Source organism: Pseudoclavibacter sp. VKM Ac-2867 (assembly GCF_015351275.1).
Lineage (GTDB): Bacteria > Actinomycetota > Actinomycetes > Actinomycetales > Microbacteriaceae > Pseudoclavibacter.
Map to the genome: position 1 here is coordinate 44,495 of NZ_JADKSL010000022.1, position 14,669 is coordinate 59,163.

Annotated in this window: 11 protein-coding genes; 4 read left to right on the forward strand and 7 right to left on the reverse strand. The window is 68.3% G+C overall.

Annotated elements, in window-relative coordinates; genetic code table 11:
* Window positions 1-109 precede the first annotated feature (109 nt).
* Genes ITJ67_RS17115 through ITJ67_RS17125 form a run of 3 tightly spaced genes read right to left on the reverse strand, consistent with a single transcriptional unit; the run spans window position 110 to window position 3,221 of the window.
* Window positions 110-1,318 (reverse strand): metal-dependent hydrolase family protein, encoded by a 1,209-nt coding sequence (locus tag ITJ67_RS17115; RefSeq protein ID WP_194678440.1) that lies wholly within the window; start codon window positions 1,316-1,318, stop codon window positions 110-112.
* Window positions 1,315-1,824 carry a GAF domain-containing protein gene (locus ITJ67_RS17120; protein ID WP_160075419.1) on the reverse strand — a complete coding sequence of 170 codons (510 nt, stop codon included), beginning with the start codon at window positions 1,822-1,824 and terminating at the stop codon, window positions 1,315-1,317. The genes ITJ67_RS17115 and ITJ67_RS17120 overlap by 4 nt, the downstream gene beginning before the upstream one ends.
* Window positions 1,821-3,221, reverse strand: coding sequence for an MFS transporter (locus ITJ67_RS17125; RefSeq protein ID WP_104244687.1), 1,401 nt, complete (start codon window positions 3,219-3,221; stop codon window positions 1,821-1,823). Before ITJ67_RS17125 ends, ITJ67_RS17120 begins: the two co-directional genes overlap by 4 nt.
* Window positions 3,222-3,392: 171 nt before the next feature.
* On the opposite strand from ITJ67_RS17125, the gene ITJ67_RS17130 reads away from it, so the two are divergent.
* Entirely contained in the window at window positions 3,393-4,289 is an 897-nt protein-coding gene (locus ITJ67_RS17130; protein ID WP_194678441.1) for a MurR/RpiR family transcriptional regulator, read from the forward strand.
* A gap of 31 nt (window positions 4,290-4,320) precedes the next feature.
* On the opposite strand, the gene ITJ67_RS17135 is transcribed toward ITJ67_RS17130, so the two are convergent.
* Entirely contained in the window at window positions 4,321-4,692 is a 372-nt protein-coding gene (locus ITJ67_RS17135; protein ID WP_194678442.1) for a nuclear transport factor 2 family protein, read from the reverse strand.
* 212 nt (window positions 4,693-4,904) lie between these two features.
* On the opposite strand from ITJ67_RS17135, the gene ITJ67_RS17140 reads away from it, so the two are divergent.
* A complete protein-coding gene (locus ITJ67_RS17140) occupies window positions 4,905-6,377 on the forward strand; it encodes a sensor histidine kinase (RefSeq protein ID WP_194678443.1) in 1,473 nt (490 codons plus the stop codon).
* Between the two features lie 134 nt (window positions 6,378-6,511).
* Entirely contained in the window at window positions 6,512-7,138 is a 627-nt protein-coding gene (locus tag ITJ67_RS17145) for a response regulator (protein WP_416362332.1), read from the forward strand.
* Window positions 7,139-7,285: 147 nt separating this feature from the next.
* Here the strand turns inward: ITJ67_RS17145 and ITJ67_RS20350 are convergent, their stop codons facing one another.
* The 3 genes from ITJ67_RS20350 to ITJ67_RS17160 all read right to left on the reverse strand — a co-directional run bounded on the left by ITJ67_RS20350 (window position 7,286) and on the right by ITJ67_RS17160 (window position 12,719).
* Window positions 7,286-9,571, reverse strand: a complete 2,286-nt coding sequence (locus ITJ67_RS20350) for a S8 family serine peptidase (RefSeq protein WP_194678445.1) — start codon at window positions 9,569-9,571, stop codon at window positions 7,286-7,288.
* A 38-nt stretch (window positions 9,572-9,609) separates the two neighbouring features.
* Window positions 9,610-11,922, reverse strand: coding sequence for a S8 family serine peptidase (locus ITJ67_RS20355; RefSeq protein WP_194678446.1), 2,313 nt, complete (start codon window positions 11,920-11,922; stop codon window positions 9,610-9,612).
* Window positions 11,923-12,089: 167 nt separating this feature from the next.
* Window positions 12,090-12,719, reverse strand: coding sequence for a TetR/AcrR family transcriptional regulator (locus tag ITJ67_RS17160; RefSeq protein ID WP_194678447.1), 630 nt, complete (start codon window positions 12,717-12,719; stop codon window positions 12,090-12,092).
* A gap of 251 nt (window positions 12,720-12,970) precedes the next feature.
* Here ITJ67_RS17160 and nagA point away from each other — a divergent pair, with 251 nt between their 5' ends.
* Complete coding sequence (gene nagA, locus ITJ67_RS17165; RefSeq protein ID WP_194678448.1) at window positions 12,971-14,116, forward strand: N-acetylglucosamine-6-phosphate deacetylase; 1,146 nt, start codon at window positions 12,971-12,973, stop codon at window positions 14,114-14,116.
* The last annotated feature ends 553 nt before the right edge of the window (window positions 14,117-14,669 follow it).

Sequence of the window (14,669 nt, forward strand, 5' to 3'; positions counted from 1 at the left end):
CTGTCCTTCGCGTCCGAAGTTGTGGCGAAGTGCATCCGGTCGACGCCCGGACAGCACTCCGCCACAACTCTCGAGCCCCGAACCGCCGGGCCGGCCGGCGCCCGCCGTCCTAGACGCGCGTCCCGCCCTGCATGACCCAGTCGAGGCGCGACTCGGCGAGCACGCTCACGTCGCCGAGCGGGTCGGCTGATGCGGCGATCAGGTCGGCGTGCGCGCCCGGCGCGATCACGCCGAGCTCACCTTCGCGCTGGAGCAGGCGGGCGGCCGTGGTCGTCGCGCTGCGGATGATGTCGATGACGGGCATGAACTCGGCGCGCACCTCGAATTCGCGGGCCTGGTGGCGCTGCATGCCGCCGAGCAGGTCGCTGCCGTAGCAGAGGTTGACGCCGCCCTTGTGGGCCTTCTCGAGCGCGACCTTGCCGCCTTCGAGCACGTCGGAGACCTTCACCCAGTTGTCCTGCGGCAGGCCGTGCTCGCGGCCTTCCTCCATGAGCGCCCAATAGGTGACGAGGTTCATGGTGAGGTAGGCGTCGTGCTCGAGGAAGAGCTCGATCGACTCGTCGTCGAGGAGGTTGCCGTGCTCGATGCCGCGCACGCCTGCCCGGAGGGCGCGGTTGATGGCGCGCGCCGTGTAGGCGTGTGCGGTCACGTAGCGGTTGGCTGCGGTCGCCTCCTCGACGACGGCCTCGATCTCCTCGACGGAGAACTGCGTGGAGTCGACGCGGTCGGTGGGCGAGGCGACCCCGCCGCCCGCCATGATCTTGATGTGGTGCGCGCCGCGCCGGATCTCGTCTCGGGCCGCGTGCCGGACGGCGGAGATGCCATCCACGACCCTGCCGATGTGGGAGCACGTGTACTCGCTGTCATGGCTGTCGCGGCCCCGCGAGCGCGGGTCGCCGTGCCCGCCGGTCTGCGAGAGCGCCTTGCCGCCGAAGAAGAGCCGTGGCCCTCGCACGAGGCCGTCGACCTGCGCGTCGTGCAGGCCGAAGTCGGCACCGGCGACGTCGCGCACAGTCGTGAAGCCGCGGTCGAGCATCTCGCCCATGAGCTTCGCCGCCTGCAGCGCGACGTAGTTCGGCGATTCCTCACCCATGGAGGGCAGGTCAGCCGTGTGGGCGGTGACGTGCACGTGGCAGTCGATGAGGCCGGGCAGGAGGTATCGACCGGCTGCGTCGAGCTCTTCGACGCCGTCCTGCGCTTCGATCTGGCCGCCGACCCGCTCGAAGCGCCCGTCGCGGATCGAGAGGTCGCCCGTGCGGTACTCCCCCGCGTCGACGTCGAGCCACGTGGCGTTGCGGATGATCAGGTTCGAGGTCATGCGGATGCTCCCTGCTGCTTGGCGCTCTCCACGCCGGTGTCGATGATCTGCACGGCGCGTTCCTGCGCCGTCGGGGTGTAGGTGCCCTCCGGGGCGCACATGTTGACGGTGGCGAGCGGGGCGCCGTCCGGTCCCGGGATGGGCACGTTGAGGATCGAGCCGCAGCCGAGGGCCTTGATCGTGCTCGCGTCGTCGAAGATGCGGTCGAGGTCTGCCGGGGTAGCGCCGAGGAACGGCTCCCCCGAGTCGCGGCAGGCGGCGACCCAGTCGGGGGAAACCTGCGTCGCGACCTGCTTCGTGCCGCCGACCGGGTACTCGTCGGCGTGCGACGAGTAGATGCGCTCCATGACGGCCCCGCCCTCGGTGAAGCGAAGGACCGTGAACAGCACGACCCCCACCTCCTGCTCGATCGTGTGGTGGATGCTCGCCCAATCCACCGCATCCAGTGCCACCTCGCTGTTTCGCCCGAGTTCTCCGTTGCGCACTCGTTCTCCGTTCGGGGTCATGCGTTGCTCTCCTTCTTCTCGATTGCCTGCTTGTCCGTGCCCTTGCCGCTTCCCGTGATGTCCTCGAGCGAGCGCCCTGCGGTGCGGACGGCGAAGAGGAGCGTGCAGGCGACGCCGATGACGAGCACGGTCGTGGTCATGCCGAACACTCCGACGAAGCCCCACTGGGCGGCGAAGGTGCCGATGATGATGGGGGCCGTGATCGAGCCGATGCGACCGAACGACGAACTCATGCCGACGCCGGTCGCGCGCAGCCAGGTCGGGAAGACCTCCGGCGTGTAGGCGTAGACGCCGGCGTAGGTGCCGTTGAGGAAGAACGAGAGGACGATGCCGGCGACCGTGACCATGATCGGGTCGTTGGCCTGGCTCATCCACAGTGCCGCACCGGCGGAACCGATGAGGTAGAGCGCGATCGTGAACTTCCTGTCGAGCTTCTCGTTGAGGTACGCGGCGCTGAAGTAGCCGGGGATCTGCGCGAGGTAGATGTAGAGCGAGTACGTGAAGCTCGTCGTGACGTCGATGCCGCGGTCGACGAGAAGCGTCGGGATCCAGGTGAAGAAGCCGTAGTAGGAGAACGTGATGACGAACCAGATGAGCCAGGTCGTCGCCGTGATGCGCCACATGGTGCGGCCCCACAGGAACTTGACGGCCTTGATGAAGCCGAACTTGACGGGTGCTTCCTCTTCCGGCGCGTTCGGGTCGACGGCAGGGAGGTCCTTGCCGGTGGATGCGCGCACTCGGTCTTCGAAGCTCGCGACCACCGCTTCCGCTTCCGCGTGCCTGCCGACGCTGGCGAGGTAGCGCGGCGACTCGGGGAGCGAACGTCGCCACCAGAGCAGCATGACGATGGGCAGGAAGGTGAGGACCTGCGCCCAGCGCCAGCCATCCTCCGAGGCCGGGACGACGAAGCGCCCGATGAGTGCGGCGGCCACGAACCCGAAGGAGAAGAACCCGGCGAGCGTGCCCACGAACCAGCCGCGTCGGTGCTTGGGCACGAACTCGGAGAGGAAGGGCGCGATGATGGCGCTCTCGGCTCCGGCTCCCATTCCGGCGAGGATGCGCATGAAGAGGAAGATCTCGAAGTTCCAGGAGAGGGCCGCGACGAGGGATGCGACCGCGTACAGCACCAGCGACCACATCATGACCTTCTTGCGGCCGATCTTGTCGCCGAGGTAGCCGGCGAGGAGGGCCCCGAAGAGGAACCCGAAGGGGGCGGCGGAGCCGACGAGGCCGAGCTGCGCGGCTTCGAGGCTGAAGACGTCGCGGACGCTCGGCATGAGGAAGGCGACGATCGCCCCGTCCATGCCGTCGAAGGTGTAGCCGAGCCCGCCGATGAGGAGGAGCGCGTAGTGGGGTTTGCTGATCGGCAGGCGATCGAGCCGTGCTGTGAGTGACAACGGGTTCTCCTGAGGGATCGGAACGTCGGTGTTCGAGAAAGCATGATCCAGCCGCATCCATCATGCAACAGAGATTGCAGAAATGTAACCCGCGCGAAATCTCTTGCAGGATTGTCCGGGGAACCGAACCGCGGCACACAACCCCCGGCGGATCCGTGCTGAAATGAACACATGCCAGCCGTCGAACCGCCCACCGACGACGAGACCCGACTCTCCCCCGACGCATGGCTGCGGGGCGTCCTCGCCGGCAGCAATCTCGGCCCCACCAGCCAGAAGCTGGCGAACTACCTCGTCACGAACATCAACGCCGCCAGCTACGAGCAGGCCTCAGAGATCTCGGCGTCGGCGAGGGTGAGCGCATCCACGACGACGCGCCTCGCCCAGCAGCTCGGCTTCAAGGGCTGGCCGGACCTTCAGCAGGCCCTGCGCACCCGCTACCTCGCACAGCTGTCGATGGTCGACATCGCCGAGATCCACGGCCTCACGGACACTCCGTTCCAGAATGCGCTGCGCAACGACGCCGCACTGCTCGCGGCCACGATGCGCGACATCGACGACGTCGCGATCGCCCGCGTCGCGTCGGCCGTGCAGTCGGCGAAGCGCGTGCACGTCACGGCGATGGGCAGCTTCGCCGCGGTCGGCCAGGCGCTCGTCCACAACCTGCAGATCGCCGGCTACCACGTGCACGCACTCCTCGACCGCGACAGCGCGCTCTCGAACAGCGTCGCCCAGATGGGGTCCGGAGACCTGCTCATCGTGTGCAGCTACTGGCGGCACTACCGCACCATCGTGGCGGCCGCGAACGCCGCCCACAGGCAGGGCGCGACAGTCGTGGCACTCACCGACTACCTGCCCCCTCAGCTCGAGGGCGCCGTGGACGACCTCATCAAGATCCCCGCAGAGGGCACGTCGTTCTTCCCGTCACTCACCGTCCCCATGGCGGTGCAGCAGGGCCTCGTCGCAACGCTCGCGCAGCTCGACCCCGAGGCCACCAAGGTGCGCATCGACGCCGCCGAGCGGTTGTGGAACGAGCTCGACATCCTCATCGACCCGCGCGCAGCCGAGTAGGCGCGACGGCGTTCCCGCGCCCCCTGCCGCGTCAGAACATGGGGTGGTCGTGGATGCTCGTGGCCGGCACCGGCTGGAGCACGTCCCAGTGCTCGACGATGCGGCCGCCCTCGAAGCGGTAGATGTCCGCGACGGCAGCGTCCGGGGCACCGGGGCGGGAGGCACGCACGTGCACCATCGCCAGGTCGCCGTCGACGATGATGCGCTCCACGCTGAACGTCGCATCCGGTGACCCGTCGAACTTCGGCGTGAGCGCCTCGACGGCAGCCGCGGGACCGTCGGCGATGTTCGGGTTGTGCTGCCGGTAGTCGTCGGCGACCAGGTAGTCGAAGGCGTCAGCAACGCGCTTGCGTGTATAGAACAGCTCGACGAAGTGCTCGAATGCGGCGCGGTTGTCAGTCATCGGTGGGGTCACGACCTTCGGTTCGAGGGCGCGCCGGTGCCGACGCTGGCGACTCCAGCTTGGCGGCCGAAGACCCGAAGCGCACATCAGAGGTGCGGATGCGCAGCATCAGCGCCGCGAGCACCACCCCCGCTCACCCCTTCGGATGAAACGGGACACCCCATGCGCCCACGTCGCCCTCCCCGACCGGAATCGCCCCTAGCTTGGTGAGCATGCAGAGCCTGATGAACGTCATCCGACGCTACCGAGACTTCCTGGAGCCGACGGTTGCCGCCGTCTTCCTCGCGCTGTGGTGCGTGGCGGAGGCCGGGCGCTGGTCACACTCCGGGGTCGTCGTCTCCCTCGTGCTGTACTCCCTCGCGGTCGCCGTCTCGCGACGCCTCCCCTACGCGGCGCTCGGCATCATCGTCCTGGTGCCGGTCCTGCAGCTGCTCCAGGTCGTACCGGGACCTGGAAGCACCGACTGGCCGATCGTGCTCGCGGGCTTCATCGTCACGTTCTTCGTGGCCTGGCGAGCGACCGGAGCCCTGCGGTGGATCACGTTGGCAGTCGGTGTCGCGTTCGGCGCCGGCGTCGGCTTCCTGCTCGTGTTCGTCGGCGACTGGATGAACTGGGTCGGTCTTGGCATGCCGTCGGCAGACGGTTCCGGGCTCACGTACGAGGTCGATCCGCAGACGGGACAGATACTCAGCGTCACCGCTCCGATGAATGAGGCCAACGACCCGAACTACATCAACCTGTCCGCATCAGATTCTGCTTGGGCGGAGTTCTCCGCAAACTATGGCGGAATCCCGGTCGCCGGCGCGACTGCTCCGGTGGACGTCGCCGCACTCCAGCTCGAGACTGCGCTCAAGTTCGCCGCCCTCGGCTTGGTCCTCGCCGTCGCTGCGTGGGCGCTCGGCGTCGCGTTGCAGTTCGCGCTGCGCCGCCAGCGTGACCGGCAGGCGCGCCTCGCGATCACAGCGGACCTGGCCGCGTCGGATGCTGACCTCGCGCTCCTGCAGGAACGGAGCCGCATCGCCCAGGAAGTGCATGACGTCGTCGCGCACTCGCTCGCGCTGACGCTGTCCCTGGCGGAGGGCTCGAAGATGCTGCGCGAGTCGAGGGGCGAACCCCATGACGACCTGCAGAAGATCGCCGACACCTCGCGAAGCGCGCTGGTCGAGCTGCAGGGGCTCCTCGAGGGGCTCGAGGGCCTCGAGGGGGAGAGTTCGGCACCGCAGCCTCGCCTCGACGACCTCGACGAGCTGGTCGCGAAGGTCACTCCGACAGGCCTCGACGTGGACCTGCAGGTGCTCGGCGACCCGAAGTCCCTGACCTCCGTGCAGGAGCGCTCCGTGTACCGCATCGTCCAGGAGAGCCTCACCAACGCACTGAAGCACGGCGGCAAGCACGCGCACGCCGCCATCTCCCTCGACTGGCGAGGCGTCGGGCTCTCCCTGAACATCGTGAGCGCGGGAGTCCCGAGCGACGACGACCTGCCTTCCACGCCTGGCGTGCCAGAGGCAGGCCCGGAGGCGCGGAACGGACTGGGGCTGAGCGGCATGCGGGAACGTGCTCGCCTCGCCGGCGGCTGGCTGACGGCCGGGATCGAGCCGGAGGATGATGACCGCAGGGGCCGCCGCACGTACGTCGTCACGGCTTTCATCCCGACCAAGGACATCCACGCGGAGGTGCCAGCATGAGCGGAAGTGCGACAGCGCTGAGCGCAGCGGACGACGCCGCCACCCAGCCCGTCGACATCCGCGCCGCTCGGTCACGCTCAGCCGCGCGCATCCGCATCGCCCTTGTCGATGACCAGGAGCTGTTCGTCTACGGCATGCGGATGCTCGTGGAGTCGCAGCCCGACCTCGAGCTGATCGGCACGGCGAGCGATGGCGAGGAAGCCGTGGAGCTCGTCGTGGGAGAACGCCCCGACGTGGTGCTCATGGACATCCGCATGCCTGGACTCAGCGGGATCGCCGCGACCAGGCGCATCCTGGAGGCAGCCCCGTACGCCGATGAGACGGGCCCGCGCCCTCGCGTCGTCATGCTGACCACGTTCAGGCAGGACGAAGCGGTGCTGCGGGCCATGCACAACGGCGCGAGCGCGTACGTCACGAAGGATGCGACGCCGGAGATGCTGCTGGATACGATCCGCGCCGTGCACGCGGGTGACGCCCCGGCGATGCCGGTGGGGCGCATCGCTCGCGGGGCGTCTCCGACCCCGGAACCGGCCGAGATCGCCCCTCGCCCCGACGTCGCGATCGCCGCGCTGTCCCCTCGAGAGCGGGAGATCTTCCTCCTCGCCGCGAAGGGTCTGCGCAACAGCGAGATCGCCGCCGCCGCGTTCGTGAGCGAGGCGACCGTGAAGACGCACGTCCGCAACGTGCTCGCGAAGCTCGAGCTGTCGAGCCGTGCCCAGATCGTCGTATTCGCCTACGAGCACCGCCTCGTCACCGGGTAGCCCACGGGCGTTTTTTCGCCACCGCCTCGCCCCGCCTCTGCAGCCGTCCGGCAAGATTGTGGCGGAGCGCTGTTCGAGAGCTCTCGAACAGCACTCCGCCACAACTCCTCGAGCATCCGCCCGCGTGCGACGGAGCTCTGGCACTCGCTACTTCTCGTCGACCCGCTTGCGCCTCGCTGCAGCAACCACGACGAGTCCAGCGGCGAGCGCAAGTGCCCCGGCGAGCACACCGAGACCGAGGGATGCATCCGCTCCAGTGGATGCGAGCTGACTGCCACCCGCCACCGGAGTCGGTGTCGTGGTCGCGGTCGTAGGCGTCGGCGTCGGCGTCGGCGTCACCACACCGGGCACTGGGACGCCGGTCGGAGTGACGGGGACCGTCGTCGTCGTGGGAGTCGGAGCGACGGTCGGCGTCGGCGTCGGCGTCGCGCCTGGCAGTGCCGCGAGGAATCCGACCGCGTCCACGAGACCGGCTCCCGCCGAGTCAGCCACCGGGACGGACTCGACGATGCTGTCGATCGGGATGGCGGTCTCCGTGAGCGCGTCCCGCGTTTCCTGCGGCGTGAGCCCGGGGTGGAGCTGCATCCCAAGTGCGGCAACGGCCGCTGCCGATGGTGCGGCCGCCGAGGTTCCGGTGAAGGAGTAGACGCCGGTCTGCCCTTCGACTTCCTGTCCGAAGAAGTTCGTCCAGCCGCCGTCGAGCGAGGTCACGGTCGGCGCGCCCGAGATCGGCTCAGGGAGCGCGTTTGTGCTCGGGAACGGCTCGAAGTACAGCGTCATCGGCCCCGTGCCGCTGAAGTACTCGAGCTCGGTGGGTGTCTCCGCGTCCGCGGCGACGATGCTGAGCCCACTCGGCGTGCCGGCGTGCCCGTAGATGGATGGGCCGACGACATCGCCGCCCTCGCTCTGCGAGTACTCGGCCGCACGCAGGTGGCTGCTGGGGAAGATCGTCTTCACTCTCGGGTTGAGCGCTGGCACTCCATCGCTGGTGTCTCGCACGATCGTGTAGTTGTAGTCGCCCGCAGAAGGCTGGAACGCAGCGACCTGTACCGGCGAGCCGGGAGCAGCGAGGGGGGTGCCGGCGACGAGCTCGCCTGACGCGTCCGTCACCGCGACGACGAGGTTGTTGGTGGCCGCCCCGGCGGGCTCGGCCCACTGCAGCATGACGAGCGCCGTGAGGCCGCGGGCCTCGAGGTCAGGGAAGGTCAGGGTGTTGGTGGGATCTTCCCCAGCGCCTGGGTCGAAGTCCATGCAGTCAGCACTGGTGATCTGGAACACGTACAGATAGTCCGCGATGGCTTCGGGGCACTCCGCGGGTCGGTACTCGGGTGCTTCCCAGGAGGAGATGACGCGTCCGTCACTCTCGCCGATGCTGCCGATGGACGTGTCATTTCCGGCGGCGGTGAAGAAGGGGATGCCGAGCGCGACCGCGTCGTTCATCGAGTTGGCGGCTACCCCGTCTTGGAACATGGTCTCGTCGGCATAACCGAGGTCGTCGACGATGATGTCGGCGCCACCCGCTGAGAGCGTTTCGACGGCGCTCGCGAAGCCTGCCTGGCCCCCGCCGCCCGAGGCGAACAGCAGTGTGGCCCCCGGCGCGATGGAGTGGACAAGCTGTGCCATGGCTCGCCCCTCGTCACTGCCGCCGGCGGAGCTCTCCTTCAGGACCTCGACAGCTTGCAGGTAACCGCAGGGGTTTCCTGGGCCAGGGAGCATGCCAGACGCGACGTCCTCCGCAGCAGTCGTGTGCGTCGCGAAGGCTGCGTGCTCGAAGGAGTCCGAGATGATTCCGATACGGACCCCTGCCCCGTCGACGCCGTACAGCTCGCGAGCGAGTGGCACGTTGAGCGGCTCCGTCAGGTTGGCTGGCACGGCACGGCACGAGTCTGCCGCGACGTCCGTGCTGGGCTGAGTGGGCGCATCCGTGTCGGTGTCCGTCACGGTGAGGGCGTTCGCCGTGTTCCACGCCGACCCGCTGGAGGTAGGCGTGAGCGTCTCCTGAACGGACTGCACGTTGCTGAGCGCGGCAACCGCTTCGAGGTTCCCAGCCGGAACCGTTGCACCCACCACCAGGTACTTCGCCGCGATGGAATCGACGGTGCCCAGGGCGGCGAGCGCATCGATGTCGGCTGCGAGTGGCGGTGTCGTGTAGTAGATCGTGACCGCCACGCTGCCACCGTTCAGCTGCAGGCTCACGGGGCCGGATCCGGGGAGCGCGAGCTCGGCGGGCGATGCGTTCGCGAGCTGCTGCTCGGCCACGGCCGGATCAGACGAGACGTCGACCGCCGCGAGCGCGGTGAGCCGTCCGGAGAGTTTGTCGCCGTCGTCGGTTGCAGGCGCAGCCGACGCCACCCCGACCCCGAAGCCGCCGACGACGAGGCCGACGGTCAGCGCGGCAACTGCCACACGGGACAGATTTCGAACGGTTTTCACGTGAACACCTTTGTTGGGAGGGACTGCGCTGTTGTTGGTCATCGCTCGCCGGTCCGTCGGCGGAGCGTGGTGATCGTGATGCCTGCTGCGAGGGCGAGCGCGCCGATCACCGCGGCAAGCCCGATCGGGGCGTCTGTGCCAGTGGATGCGAGCGCACCATCGGCCGCCGCGGCGGGCGTTGCACCCGCGGGAGCCGGTGCCAGCGTCTCGGAACCGGGAACAGGAGCTCCCGTCGGGCTCACGGGCACGACGCTCGGCGCTGCTGTCGGAGCGAGCGTCGGGGCGGGGGTCGGCTCGACGGTCGGAGTCGGAGTAGGAGTAGGAGTCGGAGTCGGGACAGGGGTTGCCGAGGGCAGTGCCGCGAGGAATCCAACCGCATCCACGAGTCCGGCCCCCGCCGAGTCGGACACGGCCACCGACTCGACGATGCTGTCGATGGGCAGGGCCGTATCCGTGAGCGCGTCTCGCAGCTCCTGCGGGGTCGCCCCGGGATCCAGCTGCAGCGCGAGCCCGGTCACCGCTGCCGCGGCTGGGGCTGCCGCGGATGTGCCGGTGAACGAGTAGACGCCGTCGAGGTCGCTGACGGGGCTGCCGAAGAAGTTGGTCCACCCACCATCGAGCGACGTCAGCGTCGGCGCACCCGAGACTGGCTCCGGGAGAGCGTTGGTGCCCGGGAACGGCTCGAAGTAGAGCGTGGTCGGCCCAGTCGAGCTGAAGCGCTCGAGCTGCGTCGGTGTGGCGGCATTCGCGGCCGCGACGCTGACAACTGCTGGGGTTCCGTTGTGCCCGAAGATAGCCGGTCCGACGATGTCGCCCCCTGCACTCTCGGAGTACTCTGCCGCCTGCAGGAAGCTGCTGAGGAAGATCATCTTCACTCGTGGGCTCACCGCTGGAACCCCCTGAGTCGTATCGCGCACGATCACGTAGCTGTAGTCACCAGCGTCCGGTTGGATGGCTGCGATCTGAATCGGTGAGCCCGCGTTGCCTGGCGTACTGGCAGCGACGATGCTCCCCGAATCGTCGGTGACGACGACGGCGAGTTCGTTGGTTGCAGCACCTACGGGCTCGGCCCACTGCAGCATCGTGGTCGCCGTGATGCCCCGGCTCGCGAGGTCCGGGTAGGTCAGCGTGTTCGTCGGGTCCTGCCCGGCGCTCGGGTCGAAGTCCATGCAGTCGACGCTCTCGAGGCCAGTCTCGGGCAGCAGATCCGTCACCGCTGCCGGGCAGGCCGTTGGTCGGTACTCGGGGGCCTCCCAGGACGAGATCACGCGTCCTGCGCTCTCGCCGAGAGTTCCGATGCTGGTGGTGTTCCCGGCTGAGCTGAAGAACGGGATACCGAGCGCGACTGCGTCGTTCACGGCGTTCGACGGCACCCCGTCCTGGAAGATCGGCTCGTCGAAGTAGCTGACGTCGTCGACGATGATGTCAGCGCCGGCCTCGGTGAGACGTTGCACTGCTTCCGCGAAGCCCGCCTGGCCCGCCCACCCCGAGGCGAACATCAGCGTCGCTCCGGGCGCTATGGAATGCACCAGTTGCGCCATGCCTCGCCCCTCATCCGAACCGGAGTCGGTGCTCTCCATGAGCACCTCGACCGGCTGCTCGTATCCACATGGATTCCCGGGGCCAGGGAGCATGCCAGCCGCGACATCTCCAGCCGGAGTGCTCGGGAGCGGCACCGCGGAGTTATCGAAGGAGTCGGAGATGATCCCGATGCGAACTCCCTCCCCGTCGACGCCGTACAGCTCGCGAGCGAGAGGCACGTTGAGCGGTTCCGCGAGGTTCGCTGGCACTGCACGGCAGGAGTCGAGGTCAGACGATGTCTCAGTCTCCGCGCCTGCCCCAGTGTCGGTTTCTGTCACCGTAGACGCGAGCGCGCCATCCCAGGCCGTCCCGCTCGAGCCGGGGGTCAGCGTCTCCTGCACGGCCTGCACGTGCTCGAGCGCGGCAACCGCTTCGAGGTTGCTCGTTGGGATCGTGGCGCCGATCACCAGGTACTTCGCGGCGACGGAGTCGACGGTTCCGAGCTCTGCGAGCGCATCGATGTCGGCCTCGATGGGCGGCGTCGAGTAGTAGACGGTGACTGCGACGCTGTCACCTGTCACGCGCATGCTGGCCGGCCCGGAGCCTGGCAGGGCGAGCTGCTCGGTCGTCGTGGACTTGAGCTGCTCTTCGGCAACTGCCGGATCTGACGAGACGGCGACGTCGGCAAGCGCGGCGAGCCTGCCCGAGAGCTTGTCGCTGTCGTCGGTGGCGGGTGCCGCCGTGGCAACCCCGACCCCGAAACTTCCGACGAGGAGACCAGCCGCGAGGGCCGCGACCGTGATGCGAGAAAGGGGACGAACGAGTTTCACCAGAACACCTCAAGGTAGGGACTGAAACAGGAGCGGGGGCTGGAACAGGAACCGGTGGAGCAGATGTTGCAGGTGGAGCGGATGGAGCAAGTTGCGCACAGCGCGCAAGGGAATCGCGTCAGGTGACGAGAGATGACGAGCGGAGCGGGGCGTGGGGACGGAAGCGGTCAGTCGAGGACGACGCGCACTGCGTCGAACGCGCGGGTGATGTCGTCGTCACTGACCTCGAGATCGCCGAGGTTCGACGCCGCATCGACCATGATGGAGCTGAAGGCGGCGTGACAGAGGCCGGCTGCGATGACAGCTTCTCGACCGGGATCCCCCGGGAGGCGAGCGTGGTCGGGGCGGCGGACGAGCCACCCGACACCGACTTCCAGGAGCTGCGCCCCGATCGCGAGGAGTGACCCAGTCGATCGGGTGACCGTGTCCGGCTGCTCTGCGCTGAGCTGGGCTCGCTTGCGTGCAACATCACTGTTGATGTGGGCGTGCCCGATGGATGCGAGGACCAGTGCGAGCATCCCGTGCGCAAGACTCGGTGCGTGCGCGTCGAGGATCCGGTCGGCGTCTGCGCCTCGCAGCAGTTCGACGATTCGACCGGTGATGGCCGTCTCACGGCTGGGGAAGTAGTTGAAGAACGTGGACCTCGAGATGCCGGCGCGCTCGCAGATCGCCTCGACCGTTGTGGCATCGAAGCCGACCTCAAGGGCCAAGTCGACGGCGGCGTTCTCGATCGCATTCTCGGTCTCTCGCTTCTTCCGGGCACGGAGGCCACCAGAAGGCGAGTTGGGTGCATTCATGGTGTGCTTCCGAGACTAGTGAGAAGTTTGGACTCTGGTCAAGTTTGGACATCGTCCAGAGATTTATCCGGATGCGGACCCGGGGAACTGCGACAGCCCGCCGACCTGTCCGAGACGCCACGACGAGGGTAATCGACGGGACAGGGCCCGAACCCCACACCCCTCTTCCCGACTTGACACCGAGGTCCACACGAGCAAAAGTACAACTGGTACAGACCAGTGAGCAGGACCGAGTAGACGGAGCTAGCAGAATGATCGTCAGCGCCGCGAACGTCATCACGCCGCACAGTCACCTCTCGCCCGGGTGGGTGCAGATCGAGGGAACCTCCGTGCAGCACGTGGGCTCGGGTCGACCCCACGCGAACTCCGGCGACATCGTCGACCTCGGGGAAGCGACGATCGTGCCCGGCTTCGTGGATGGGCACGTGCACGGCGGAGGCGGCGCAGGGTTCGACAACGCGGGCGCGGCCGACGGACTCGGCACCCTCGCGGCGAAGACAGCGGCGCGCACGCATCTCGAACAGGGCACCACCTCGCTCGTCGCGAGCCTCGTCACCGACGAGCTCGGCGCGATGTGCGACTCGGTCGCGGCGCTCGCGACACTTGCGGAGGAGGGAACCCTCGCAGGCATCCACCTCGAAGGACCATGGCTGAGCCCCGAGCATCCGGGCGCCCACGCGCAACAGCACCTCATCGAGCCGAACAGCCGCGATCTCGCCGCCTTGCTGTCGGCAGGGCGCGGGCAGGTTCGCATGGTCACGCTCGCACCCGAGCTGCCCGGTGGCATCGAGGCCATCAAGGCGCTCACCGACGCCGGAGTCGTCGCCGCCATCGGACACACCGACGCCTCCTACGACATCGCCCGCGAAGCGCTCGACAACGGCGCGACGGTCGGCACGCACCTCTTCAATGCCATGCGAGGACTGCATCACCGCGAACCCGGCCCCGCAACAGCACTGCTCGAGCACCCGGATGCGGTGATCGAGCTCATCGCGGACGGCACCCACGTGCATCCTGCGGCCCTCCGCCTCGCCGCAGTCGCGAAGCCGCACCAGTTCATGCTCGTCACCGACGCGATGTCGGCCGCATGCATGCACGATGGCGACTACACGCTGGGCTCGCTCGACGTCGAGGTGCGCGGCGGAGTCGCCCGCCTCACGCAGGGTGGTGCGATCGCCGGATCGACGCTCACGATGGCGCGCGCAGTGCAGTACGCGGTGGCCGTGGCCGGACTGCCGCTCCTCGACGTCGTGCGGGCCGCGTCGACCACGCCGGCGACTGCCCTCGGCCTCGAGAAGGTCGGGTCGCTGCTGCCGGGATACTCGGCCGACCTCGTCGTACTGGACCAGTCGCTCGGCGTGCAGCGGGTCATGCGTCGCGGCGAGTGGGTTCACTGAGCGACGCCCGCTCCCCGCCGCGGCAGCCGCCGCGCTGCGTCGACGGCGAACCCAGCCACCCTGGGCTCGTGATGGGTTTCGGCGACCGTGATGGGTTTTTACCCATCACCGGTCGGCAAAACCCATCACGCGCATCCGAGAAACCCATCAGCGTCGCCCGACCACGCGCGACCTGCCGCGTCAGAGCAGGCAGCGGATGCGCCCCGGCCGCTTCGCAGTCGAGGGAGCCGTCGACCCGCAACGCCGCAACGCTCCCGCGACCGCTCCCCCGCCGAGGGAGCTCCAGGCCGCGAATGTCCCAGGCTCTCGCCCAGCCGAGGAAGCCGTATGCCGCAGCTGCCCCCGGATGTCGCCCCACCGAAGGAGCCACAAGGCCGCAGCTGCCACCCGAACGCCGACCGGTCGCAGCAGTCGAAGAGCCGAGCTTGCTTCCCCTACCACCTTGGATCTGTGCCGGCGGCGAACCCAGCCACCCCTGGGCGCGTGATGGGTTTTGGTGACCGTGATGGGTTTTTACCCATCACCGGTCGGCAAAACCCATCACGCGCATCCG

Bases quoted from the DNA above. Each gene is read 5' to 3' on its own strand.
- ITJ67_RS17115 (WP_194678440.1), bottom strand. From the start codon at position 1,318: ATGACCTCGAACCTGATCATCCGCAACGCCACGTGGCTCGACGTCGAC.
- ITJ67_RS17120 (WP_160075419.1), bottom strand. From the start codon at position 1,824: ATGACCCCGAACGGAGAACGAGTGCGCAACGGAGAACTCGGGCGAAAC.
- ITJ67_RS17130 (WP_194678441.1), top strand. From the start codon at position 3,393: ATGCCAGCCGTCGAACCGCCCACCGACGACGAGACCCGACTCTCCCCC.
- ITJ67_RS17135 (WP_194678442.1), bottom strand. From the start codon at position 4,692: ATGACTGACAACCGCGCCGCATTCGAGCACTTCGTCGAGCTGTTCTAT.
- ITJ67_RS17140 (WP_194678443.1), top strand. From the start codon at position 4,905: ATGCAGAGCCTGATGAACGTCATCCGACGCTACCGAGACTTCCTGGAG.
- ITJ67_RS17145 (WP_416362332.1), top strand. From the start codon at position 6,512: ATGCGGATGCTCGTGGAGTCGCAGCCCGACCTCGAGCTGATCGGCACG.
- ITJ67_RS17160 (WP_194678447.1), bottom strand. From the start codon at position 12,719: ATGAATGCACCCAACTCGCCTTCTGGTGGCCTCCGTGCCCGGAAGAAG.
- nagA (WP_194678448.1), top strand. From the start codon at position 12,971: ATGATCGTCAGCGCCGCGAACGTCATCACGCCGCACAGTCACCTCTCG.